Source organism: Microcoleus sp. OTE_8_concoct_300, from assembly GCF_031383065.1.
Classification (GTDB): domain Bacteria; phylum Cyanobacteriota; class Cyanobacteriia; order Cyanobacteriales; family Microcoleaceae; genus Microcoleus.
Map to the genome: position 1 here is coordinate 18,125 of NZ_JANMZH010000717.1, position 11,941 is coordinate 30,065.

The window sequence follows — 11,941 nt, forward strand, 5'->3', positions numbered from 1 at the left end:
AAACTAGCAGCAAAGTAGAGTCTTCTTGCCGCTGAATTCAGTACTTCCAGTTAATTCCGAAATTCAACCGCTTTCATCATACCCAGGTCTTCATGGTCTAACAGGTGGCAGTGCAAAACCGTGCCGCCTATATACTTTTTGTACTTTGTGCGGATCGTGACTGGGTGGTCTGGTGTAACCAGGATCGTGTCCCTCCAAACTCCTGTTTCTTCCCCCTTTTCGTTTCTGGTGATCACTTCAAACGGATTGACGTGAATATGAAAGGGATGGTTGAAATTAAGGGAAACCAGTGTCCATTCCTCAGTATTACCAACGTTCAATGCTAGTGGCAGCTCGTTATGATCGTATTCCTTATCATCAACTTGAGATTGGCATTTTCCTGTGGAACAGTCAAGGTTAAATGATAATACCCTTCTTCGGTCTACCTTGTGCGCTTCAATGTGTTCGAATTGTGCTTTCAGGTTGTCAGCTTTAGGTAACTCGGTCGGCAAATTCGTCGCTATCCCATTACTCGAAGGTGTCGCATCTTCTATTTCAACCAAAGCTATAACATCCTTTGCCTCCGTGGTGACCATCACTGATTTGTCAGGGCCGACAGGACGGTCAACTAATTTGTATAGTCCTGCCTTTTCCGGTGCCTTTACTAACACATCGCTTCTGTAGCCTGGCTCCAACAGGATTTCATCTTTTTCTTTCTCGTAGTGGGTTTTACCCACCGCCAAACCATCGACAGCAATTTCACGCATCATAAGCTTAGGTGGATTGCTATCCTTATTGCTATTCTTACAGTCCCCCTCCTTACACAAACTGAGGTTCAGTGTCTCCTGCACGCCTGCATGGATGAATCGCCAGCGCTGTACTTCACCTGGTTGCATGGTAATGCGAGGCAATAGCTGACCATTGATTGTGCTATGTCTGCCTAACGTTGTCCATTGATTCGGATTAAAAGAAGCAAAAAAATGTTGAACTAGACGAACTTCGTTTGGCGGACAGTCAACAGAAACTACACTGGATTGGTCTTCTTTAATATCATTTTCACGTTTACACTGATAGGGAATTTGCTGGAAGACAAAGACCTTATCGTAGTCACCCTTGATATTCAGCGTGCCCAGAACCTTGTCAAGACTTCTGGCATCAGTCCCCTCAACAATCAGTGTTCCTGCCATACCACTACTCACTTGCATTGCTGTTGATTCGTGATAATGGGGGTGATACCAGAAAGTACCAGGAGGATGATCGTCAGGAATCGCAAACTCGTACTGGAAGCTTTTACCTGGCTCAATGCCTACGTATACATTGTCGCTATTTCCTGTTGGAGAAACCTCCAATCCGTGAGTGTGCAAATTGGTAATGTTGAATTTACTTGGTGAGACCGCTGCTCTCTTAGTGCCAGCACTCTCATTGCAATCCTTATCATTCAACTCATTCACAATCTTAATTTGGAGCAGATCGCCCGGTTTTACTTTTAAAGTAGGTCCAACTAACAGTAGTGTATCCGGATCTTGTCCAGAGAGCGGTGCGTTGGAAGAGAGTAACTTGTAGGAGCGTAAGCAGACAGGATCTGGGCCAATCTTGTCCTTGACATATTTAGCCTCCAACTCTACGCTTAATACATTATCCTTTGACTCAAGCACTATTGGTGACTTGAAGGGTAAGCCTGCATTTTGAGTTGACTTAGACACTTCTTCTCGTGTCCAGGTTAATTGTGCACGAGAATCAAACACTTCTGATGGTATAACCCCTAGTAATGTGTCTGCCTTTGCAGGAGGAGTGCAGATTACTATTCCCACTATCAAAACAGCCACAATCAGTAAAGACTGAGAAATCAATGCGAAAACTTTTCTTAGGATAGACATACTTGTTTCATCTTCATAACTAGTACAGGGTGACGCAAATAACTGACCAGCTTAGCGGTCTTCTAGAAATCCCTCAAACTTCCAGACAAAAGGCAGGAATTATCGAAACGTTGAAACTCTATCAATTATCCGTATTAAATAAATAGATTTTTAATAAAAGTTTATGATTTCCCTACTTTCCCTACTTTTTGGACTCTTCCGTAGTTGATGACTATGAATACCAATTAGCGATTAAGTTAATCTACTTAATCTACAGAGCTAGTTGTGCTGGTGGAACAATACATTTTCCCAGCTACCCTCGACTACCGCTGATATAGGCTTCTGTAGTAGGTTGCTGAGGATTTTCAAAGATTTGTTGAACCGAACCCGATTCTATGAGTCTGCCACTGCCATCTTTGACCCAGAACAGAGCGACATAATCAGCAATTCGTCGAGCCTGAGCCAGGTTATGGGTAACAATTAAAATTGTGTATTTTCCTCGCAAACTTACAATTAGGTCTTCCACAATACCCGTCGTAATCGGGTCGAGAGCGCTGCAAGGTTCGTCCATTAACAGAATCTCTGGCTGCAATGCCAAAGTTCTAGCAATACATAAGCGCTGCTTTTGACCCCCAGAAAGGCGAAGTGCCGGAGATTTCAGCCGGTCTTTCACTTCATCCCACAAACCTACATCTACCAGAACCTGTTCAACAATTTCATCGATCCTCTGGCGATCTTTGACTCCATGCTCCCTTAGTGGAAAAGCGATATTTTTCCAAATAGAGAGGGGGAAAGGATTGGGTTTTTGGAAGATCATACCCACCCGACGGCGAAGCGCAACTGTATCCGTTTTAGGATGGAGAATATCTAAGCCCTCCAGCCGGACTTGACCGCATATTTTACAGTTGGGAATCAAGTCAGTCAAGCGATTGAGGCACGACAGAAAGCTAGTCTTGCCACATCCAGAAGGCCCAATAAGTGCAGTAATAGAACCTTTGGGAATGGAGAGGGTCACGTCTTGCAGAGCAAGCTGAGAGTTGTAGTATAGGCTCAATCGATCGATATACAGGCAAGGCAGAGGCAAATCATCCTCAGAAGGAGAAGAAATCAATTGTGTTTCTGATGAAGGCATATCCATAAGCGAGTCGCGATCAAAATACCAAGACTTGGTGCAAGCAGATATCAATTTTGGATCCTACTATGAAGCCAGTGCTCTCCTATCCAAATAGCAGCGCCATTAGTCACTAATAGTAGAATCATCAATACCACAACTGAGGCATAAGCACTGCTATCTCCACCAGAAACATTCATCGATAAGCTGTATATGTGCAGGGATAGAGTGCGGCCAGAATCCAGCAGAGACTCTGGCATCCGCTCAACGTAACCACTGGTATACATCAGAGCGGCAGTTTCAGCGATCGCTCGTCCGATTCCCAAAATCAATCCAGTCGCTAAACTAGGGACTGCAGCAGGCAACAACAAATTCAGGAGAGTTGTGGTGCGTGAGAGTCCTAGAGAGGCAGCGCCCAAGCGGTATTCATGGGGAACAGATCGCAGCCCATCTTCTACGGAGCGAATCAGAATGGGCAACACCATGCAAGCCAGGGTTAAACCTCCCGAAAGAATCGAAAATCCCAGTCCCAGGGTGACACAAAAAAAGGCATTGCCGAATAAACCGAAAACAATCGATGGAACACTCGCTAGCATATCTAAACTATGTCGCACCAACCGGCCAAACCAGTTATTCAATGCAGTAAATTCAGCCAACAATATGCCTGTTCCCAAGCCCAGGGGTACGGCAACTCCTAGACAAACGCTCAAAAGCAGCCCTGTGGAAACTAGAATTGAGGCAATGCCACCTTGGCGACCTGCATCTTCGGGTTCTGAAATCAGGAATTCCCAGGACAAGTGTCTGACACCATGCCAAATAATATCAAGTGAGATCCAGAGGAAAACTGCTGTGACGGAAATCGCAACTGCCCAAACCAGCAAACTCAGTAGGATGTCGGGGTAGGAAATCTTTTGGCTTCGTGTTACGAGGTTAGATTTGGTTGTCGCTAAACTGTGGGCGTCGCCTGAAGGATTGTTCTGACTTGGAGGGATAGCTTGTCTTGACATGCGGCTAAAAGTTCGTCCTTAATTCTGAATTTAGATGCAATATCCTGAGAACCTAGTAGTGATAGATCTCCTCTTGTGCGATCGCCTCTGCCAGTAGCACTAAAACAAGGTTTACCCCCATTAACAGCAGCCCGCTAACAAACAAAGCCGAGCGGTGATCTCCCAAAGCAAAATCCATTTCTAAAGCAATGTTTGCAGGTAGAGTCCGAATCGGATCGAATAGACTGCTAGGAATCTGAACAATGTTGCCACAAACCATCAAAACGATGATGGTTTCTCCGATCGCCCTACCCGTTCCCAGGATGATACTTGTGAACAATCCCGATCGCGCAGCAGGTAGAACAATCTCCCTGATGGTTCCCCAGCGTGACAATGAAAGAGCCACTGCACCTTGCAAATACTCTTGAGGTACTCCAGCTAAACTGGCGTCAGCAATTAAGGCAATTGTGGGTGTAATCAGGAGCGCTAGCAACAAAATACCAGCAAGTAAGCTCGCTCCTGGCGGGTGTAAGCGATTAATCAGCGGCACCAGTACCACTAATCCCCAAAAACCGTAGACAACACCGGGAATTCCTGACATGATCTCCAGCAATCGTCGATAGAAATTAGCAACAGGTTTGGGGGCGTAGTAGTGGCAAAACAAAGCTGACAAAATCCCTATAGGAGCAGCTAGTAGAACCGCACCTGCTACAACTAGCAGCGTACTGACCAGCATCGCTGTGAGATTATAGAGCCCTTGGGTGGGATTCCAATAAGCATCGCTCAAGAAGGGGAGTATGCCCACTTTCCGAAATATCGGCATGGACTCCAGAACCAGGAATCCGATAATAAACAGAACAATTGTTCCTACAATCGCTGCGATACCCCGCAGGCTCCAGACAAGTAACCGATCAACTTTTCGCGGGAACGAAGTTTTCTTTGCGAACGAGGTCATAGTTCTCCTTAGCCTGGGCAAAATCTATGAATTGCTTAGTCAATCCTGCAGGTTGTCCCTTTGTCACTAAGTTGAGCGGTCGCTTCCAGGGGAAACTTCCATTTTCAACATTAGCAGTTGTTGCTTTAACACCATCTAGAATGAGAAGTTTAACCTTCACACCCTGCTTAATGCTTTGTTCTGTAGAACCAATAGAAACATAGCCGATTGAGAAAGGATTCCCGGCAACTGTTTTAATACCCTGCTGGTCATCCCCAATCACAACATCAGCTTTAACCGCTTTATTGTCAATGCCAAAATAGTGCAAAAATAGCGTCAGTGTAGAACGTCCCTCTGCCTTGTGTACGATCGTTATAGGACTATCTTTACCACCTAAGTCTTTCCAATTCTTGATTTTCCCAGTGTAGACAGCAACAACTTGGTTTTTGACAATCTTATCTAAGGGGTTGTCTGCATGAACAATTATGCTAATCCCATCACGACCAATGAGAAAGACCTGCATCCCTTTTTGCTCTTCTGGAGTTAGGGCTTCAGAAACCATACCGATGTTAGACAATCCTTGACTTGCATCTGTCAAGCCCCGTGCAGAACCGCCTGTATGGACATCAATGCGAGTACCAGGATGCTGTTTTTCAAACCGTTTACCCAGTTCTGAAACCAAAGGGGCGATCGTACTGGCTCCGGTAATAATCAACTTTTGCTGGTTCAATCCAGCTTTGGGTTGTTCGGCACAGCTCGCGGACAAAAGACACAAAACTATACCCATTGCTAGATGTAGGGTTATTCTATGACTCATCATGTCTCTTGGTTCCTCTTACGAGTTATTTGTCTAGGTAAAAAAACCTGCTGATTATCCTAGCAGCTTCCTCTGATCCCTTAATGATAAATTTTGTATACTCAGCAGGCTCTATGACCGTGATTAGTATAACCGGATACGAAAATTTTTCCAATTTTATCTTTTAGTTAAAAATTGTTAAGTTAGGGGAAATTTTTAAACCAAAGTTATCCGTCAATAGTAGGATTTTTATCAAGTAATTTTTAGCAAGTCACACAGCCTACAAGTGTATGTATGCGTGAAGCTTGCGTAATTCCTATATCCTTTTTCACTTTCGGTGAAACTGAATGGGCAAGACAATATCTTCCCAAGGAAAAATGCTGTCTTTTTGCACCTGCAGACTAATGTTACGAAGATTAATGACTCAAGAAAAATTGACAATCACGATGGGTAATAAACTCCGGAAAATATTGGCGGTATTGGTTTTGGCAGTGGCGATCGCCCTTAGTGGCTTTCGAGAAGCCCTTGCCGATGATGCGCCACGCTCAGACGCTAAAATCTGTGGAGGACCACGCAGTCAGCTAGAAAAAAACCTGCGGGTTTCCCTGAAGAATCCATCACCTAAACCAGGGGATAGACTGCTCACATACGAAGGTTGTCCAGAAGAAATGGGCGCTTGGTATATGCTGCCAATGCCTGAAGAGAAGGATCGGATGCAAGCTGTCCACGCAGCGGTATTACCCGACAACAAAGTCCTAATTGTCAACGGCAGCAGCAACCGCAACCATGTAACAATAGAAGGCAAGATAGAAGACGGTGTTAATACTAAGAGTAACGATGTCGTCAACAACACCTCCATCTTCGATCCTTCCCTTTCCGATCCCTATTACAACAACCAAAAGCCAGACTTCAACAAATCTCCCTTCCAGCGCATTAGCTCACCCGAGGCACTGTTGAACGGCGAAAGCAATGACCCGTTCTGTTCAGGTCATTTACACCTGCCTAACGGGGATGTGCTATTTATCGGGGGCAGCCGACTATATTACCCTGGTGTAAAATTCTCCGGGTCAAAACAAGCCAATATTTATCACTGGAAAGAGAACACTTGGGAAAACCTGGGTTTAACCAAGGATGGTCACTGGTATCCTACTCTCATTCCTCTAGCGGACGGGGCGATCGCTTCCTTCTCCGGATTCACAACAGATCCCTCTGGGATCATTAGCACTCTGGTGGAAATCTACGATCCCAACCTGAAAGATCCTCAAAATCCTCAAAAAGCTTGGCAGTCTATCGATGTCAAGGATCTCCCCAACAATCCGTTTAAAACTCGGATGAACGACGAGAGTTTCGGCTCTGACATCATAGATCTCTACGCCCGCATACTACCTACCAAACAGAAAAACCGATTCTTAATCACCGGAGATGGCGGTGGTAAAAATGAACCTAAGATTGCACACGCAAGTGTCCATAGCTATTTCGTAACCTTCAACAAAGGGGACGATGGAAAATATTCCATTAGCTTCGAGGCTGGTCCTGAGAGAAAAGCCATCAACAAAGTCTATGGCACGTCCGTACTCGACCCCAGTTCTCCTAACGGGGATGTGCTCTTAATGGGTGGCATCATGGGCACCAATAACATTGGTATTGGCCCTGGAAAAGATGTCATCCAGGGAGCAACCATCGTTTCTAGTTTAGAGCGTTGGAAAGCACCACAAGACACTAGCAAAGGCTCGTGGGAGATCGATCGGGACTTCTTTGGCAAAATCGATGAGGACATCCTGCTAAATACTGAGGACATCGTAAATGGCAAGGTGAAGAAATTTCCACTCAATTATAAGTATGACAAGCAGTCCTCAATTTTGGGTCGCTATGGCAAGCGGGCTATGGAACAAGCCGTCATTCTACCCACCAAGGAAATTTTGGTGGTCAATGGGGGTAACTACGCCGAAACCCGTCCGGCTTACAACCCCACGCTGTTGATACCCGATGCCACCAAGACCAACCACCAAGGCTTCCGCACCAAGCTGATGAACCCGGATGTTGAACCGAGGCTTTATCACAATACGGCTTTGCTCTTGCCGGATGCACGGGTGTTAGTCATGGGTGGTAACAACTCTCGTGCCGCTAGATTTGATAAAGACGGAACGGTTCGTCTGGATACCAAGAACGATTTCGCGTTTGTTAACAAAGGCACTGAAGGCAATAGCGGTGAGATCTGGCAACATGCGATATTTTACCCGCCCTATCTCTTCGGAGCGAGCGATCGGCCAGAAATCGAGGGAGATCCTAAAACACTGCAATACGGCGCGTCTCAAACCATTTCTGTGAACAATTTCACTCAAGAGGGGGACGGTTCTCTAGTTCTCGTGAAATTGGGCTCGGTCACCCACTCCTTTGATAATGGTCAACGACTGGTAGATATCAAGATCGACAAGCAACCGAGTCAATCCTTTGCAGCGCCAGAGTCAACACCTGAAAACCCTGTGACTCACTACAGGTCTACCATTACCTTCACTGCTCCCACCGACGACCACTTTACCCCTCCCGGCTACTACATGGTGTTCTACCTCAATAGTGCCGGGAAGCCCTCCCACGCCAAGATCGTGCAATTAGTCAAGAGCTAATTGCCTGGTCGTTAATTCTTCCACAGGGGAGATATTCCTAGTAGTTTTTTAAACTTACTGTTTGTCAAATATCTCCCCGTCTGACTCTCAACCAAACAAAATTAGGTAAACCTGAACTAAGGAGTTAGTTATGACAACCGCCAACGAGAAACCTGCTGTTAATAAAATTGACCTCAACGAAATCATCGAAATTGTTACCCCTTTTGATGAGGTTAAAGACTATGAATCCCTGTTAGCTGAGATACAGGGCAACATCATCAAATCACATGGACGAAACCATGCTGTTTATTTGTTCTTGAAATTCAAGAAAAACGAGGAGGACGAAGAGGAGGCTAACAAGGACATCGAAAAGACCAAGCAATGGATTGGCAGTTTTAGTCACAAGTATGTTACCTCAGCACTGGAGCAAGCCAAGCAGGGAAAGCGCTATCGGCAGAACCAAGAAGTACCCGGCAAAGACGTACCCGCCAAAGTATTTGCCAACTTCTTCTTGACAAGGGCTGGTTATATGCACTTAGGCTATACCTACGATCAGTTGCCCACTGAAGACGCATTTCGGCAAGGGATGCAAGATGTCAACATGCAGCAGGAACTCGGCGACGATTCCAGTCAATGGGATGCGGAGTTTCAAGAGGAAATTCATGCTCTCGTCTTGCTCGCAGCTGATAAAGGAGTAGGTTCCAGAAGCGACGAGCTAAAGAAGTTAGAGCAGGAGGAAAAGAATCGGCTGCATGAGGTGCCTATTCTATTGCAAGAAAAATTAGAGGTTCTAAAAAAAGAGCTAGGTTACATCACCGACGTTATCCACGAGCAGAACGGTTACGTCCTCAGAGATCGAAACCTTGAAGAGATTGAGCACTTCGGATTCCGAGATGGAGTCAGTCAACCGCTGTTTCTTAAACGGGATATTGATAAGGAAAGAGAACATAACAACTTTGACCAATGGGATCCCCGCGCACCCCTAAGCTTGGTTTTGTTTAAAGATCCCTTGGGCGATACCGAAAAGCAAAGTTACGGCAGCTTCTTGGTGTTCCGCAAACTGGAGCAGAACGTTGGCGGCTGGAACAGAGATGTGGTCAGACTGGCTAGAAAATTGTACCCAGAACTTCCTAAATTGGTCGTTACTGAAAATGGTACAGAAGTGAATTTCATAACAGATGAAAATGGTCAAAAGGTGACTCGAGATTGGAATGGTAAACGACTGGAGGAGCCACTCAAGAACAAAAAACCTCTAGATAAGGAAAGTCTCCCAGAGACACTGCAAGAGTGGATGGTGAGGTTGAAGCTAACACCGGATCAATGCAAAAACGTAGCACTAGCAGAAGCATACACTATGGGACGTTTCCGCGATGGAGAACCAACGGTCCTCTCCAATCAGCCAGGTTCTAATCCAAAACATCCAAAGAACAACTTTAATTATGAAAATGATTTGCAAGGTTCCAAGTGTCCCTTCTTCTCCCATGCTCGCAAGGTCAATCCTCGTGGAGATACCGGAACCGCATCCATTGTCGCCACGCCCGTCGCTCTAGAAGAGGAGAAGATGCATCGCATTGTCCGGCGGGCAATCAACTATGGTCATCTCCCTAGCGAAGTGCCAGAAAAGGACGCTGGACTGCTGTTTATGTGCTTCCAAGCTTCTTTAACAAGTCAGTTCAACTTCATGCAGAAGGCATGGGCTAAGGAACAGAACTTTGTCAAGCGAGATGTGGGAACCGATGTAGTCATTGGTGTAGAAAAGAGAGACGATAATGGAAGATCACTTACGGAGACATACAAGTTTCCAAAGGCGTGGGAATCTCAAGCAACGACGGAAGCTGATTTCAAGCATTGGGTAACCATGAGAGGCGGAGAATTTTTCTTTGCCCCCAGCATGAGTTTCCTCAAGGCTCTCGCTCCCAAACCCCGTCGCAATCGCGAAACCCGCGACGATGTTGTATTTCGGGGAGTCCCTATACAAGAGATCGAAGCTGGTAAGAAGATTATCATGGAACTCTTAGATTACCAGCGCCAGAACTGGGCAATTGGTCTACACGGAGATACCAGACAGCCGGACCAATTCCTCACCTTCTTCAACCAGCGAGAGCTGCCATTCAAGTTTTATCTACTGAATCAATTTCAACTGGGTAACTCCAACGCCTACAAAGAGAACATCAAAACGCTAGCTGAGTACCTGGAAGATGCAATCAACCAGGAGATTGAAGCAAGCGAATATAAGATCGTTGAACTTAAGGAATACCAACGGCTGGGCTGGGATATTGGTGTATTTTGCAGAAACGAAGCCTGGGAGACGGACACACTTGTTAATTTCTTTGGCGAGCGAGAGCTGCCATTCGAGTTTTATGTGCGGAGTGAGGAGACTGTACCGGCTCGCTCCGATGCCTACACAAAGAACATCGAAACGCTGGAGACCTACATCGCAAGCGTGAAAGGCTACATCACAACGGCGATATTCCACTTTTCTACCATCATATCAGTGAGACTGGTTTCCAAGCTCGATAACATGGTATTGTCTCTCGTCAAGGCAGATCGAAACGATCGGACAAATGTTGTTGTGTACTCGAAGGAGGAGAACGACCAAAAGCAATTATGGCAACTAAAAGCTGCTGAAAAGGACGAAGCTGGAAAGACGACCTATTACTACGTGGTTAACCAACACAGTGGCAAAGTGTTGCATGTGACGTCTGGCGATAAACCTAACTGGCGCGTCGTCCAGTTTGCTCAACAAGGTAATGACAACGACAACCAGAAATGGAGATTGGAGAGTGCCAAAGATGGCTCTTACTACCTGGTGGCCAAACACAGTGGCAATGTGCTGTATGTGACTGGCACGGGAGAGGGTACTGACGTCATCGAGCATACTAAAGATCTAAGCGACAACCAGAAATGGAACATTGAATTTACCTAAGCTGTCACGCTGAGTCATTTTCAGCTTTAACTTTGTCGATTAGGTTTAGACTAACTGCGCTGAAAGTGCGGTTAGTCTATTTTCCTAAAGTCCAGTGCCTGATGGGTGACCTGCAAGCTAAAGGCTGTGTAATAGCGGTTCTCATTTGCATACACCCCACACCTTTTTCTACTGCAATGTATGGCACTCAAGCCTTAAAGCGCTATATAAATAAGCTTTCTAAGAATTCCGGCTAGACCTAAAGGAATAGTTCTTCTCCAGTCTTATCCTCATGAGTTGTATCCTAATAATCAGCTTAAATTGACTAATTGACATACCACATCTGTAGAGAGCTAGATCGTGAAACAAATAACCCAATATACATGTCACATGAAGGCCGACCAGCGGCCTAGTGTAAAGGAGCCCCTCGATCTTTCGCCCCTAGTCGGTGACTGGGTCAATACTAAGCCAGACAGCAGTTACTTGGTTCGACTCGTCCTTACTGAACAGGACGGTCGCCTTTTGCTCCGGGTTTTTGGAGCCAACGAACCCGATCCCATTGACTGGGGTGAGGTTGAAGCGGTGCCTTACGCGGCAGGAACCTCAACCGTAGCAAGGGGATTCCACGCTTTTTACAACCAGGAAGGGATTGAGAGGCATCTGGTGGCAAACGAAAAACAGGAAATCCTGGTCATTCAGTCCTATACTCGCTACTTGGATGGTAGCGATCGAACCAGTCACATTGGTCGCGAGTTTTATCATCGCTAGTGG

8 protein-coding genes are annotated in these 11,941 nt (G+C 45.8%); 3 read left to right on the forward strand and 5 right to left on the reverse strand.

The features are described from left to right. Positions 1-50: 50 nt before the first annotated feature. The 5 genes from ACUVJL_RS32295 to ACUVJL_RS32315 form a co-directional block, all read right to left on the reverse strand. The gene (locus tag ACUVJL_RS32295; RefSeq protein ID WP_445249560.1) at positions 51-1,856 is read right to left on the reverse strand and encodes a multicopper oxidase family protein; all 1,806 of its coding nucleotides are present in this window, start codon (positions 1,854-1,856) and stop codon (positions 51-53) included. A 292-nt stretch (positions 1,857-2,148) separates the two neighbouring features. Continuing rightward, positions 2,149-2,967, reverse strand: coding sequence for a phosphate ABC transporter ATP-binding protein PstB (pstB, locus tag ACUVJL_RS32300; protein ID WP_445249561.1), 819 nt, complete (start codon positions 2,965-2,967; stop codon positions 2,149-2,151). 50 nt (positions 2,968-3,017) lie between these two features. Continuing rightward, a complete protein-coding gene (gene pstA, locus ACUVJL_RS32305; RefSeq protein ID WP_445249562.1) occupies positions 3,018-3,953 on the reverse strand; it encodes a phosphate ABC transporter permease PstA in 936 nt (311 codons plus the stop codon). A 52-nt stretch (positions 3,954-4,005) separates the two neighbouring features. Next, complete coding sequence (gene pstC, locus ACUVJL_RS32310; protein WP_445249563.1) at positions 4,006-4,887, reverse strand: phosphate ABC transporter permease subunit PstC; 882 nt, start codon at positions 4,885-4,887, stop codon at positions 4,006-4,008. After that, on the reverse strand, positions 4,844-5,686 hold the full coding sequence (locus ACUVJL_RS32315) for a phosphate ABC transporter substrate-binding protein (protein ID WP_445249564.1): 843 nt from the start codon (positions 5,684-5,686) through the stop codon (positions 4,844-4,846). Before ACUVJL_RS32315 ends, pstC begins: the two co-directional genes overlap by 44 nt. Before the next feature lie 395 nt (positions 5,687-6,081). On the opposite strand from ACUVJL_RS32315, the gene ACUVJL_RS32320 reads away from it, so the two are divergent. The 3 genes from ACUVJL_RS32320 to ACUVJL_RS32330 all read left to right on the forward strand — a co-directional run bounded on the left by ACUVJL_RS32320 (position 6,082) and on the right by ACUVJL_RS32330 (position 11,938). Further along, positions 6,082-8,286, forward strand: coding sequence for a galactose oxidase early set domain-containing protein (locus tag ACUVJL_RS32320; RefSeq protein WP_445249565.1), 2,205 nt, complete (start codon positions 6,082-6,084; stop codon positions 8,284-8,286). Between the two features lie 130 nt (positions 8,287-8,416). Further along, the gene (locus tag ACUVJL_RS32325; RefSeq protein ID WP_445249566.1) at positions 8,417-11,191 is read left to right on the forward strand and encodes an RICIN domain-containing protein; all 2,775 of its coding nucleotides are present in this window, start codon (positions 8,417-8,419) and stop codon (positions 11,189-11,191) included. Between the two features lie 339 nt (positions 11,192-11,530). After that, positions 11,531-11,938 carry a hypothetical protein gene (locus ACUVJL_RS32330; RefSeq protein ID WP_445249567.1) on the forward strand — a complete coding sequence of 136 codons (408 nt, stop codon included), beginning with the start codon at positions 11,531-11,533 and terminating at the stop codon, positions 11,936-11,938. Positions 11,939-11,941 lie beyond the last annotated feature (3 nt).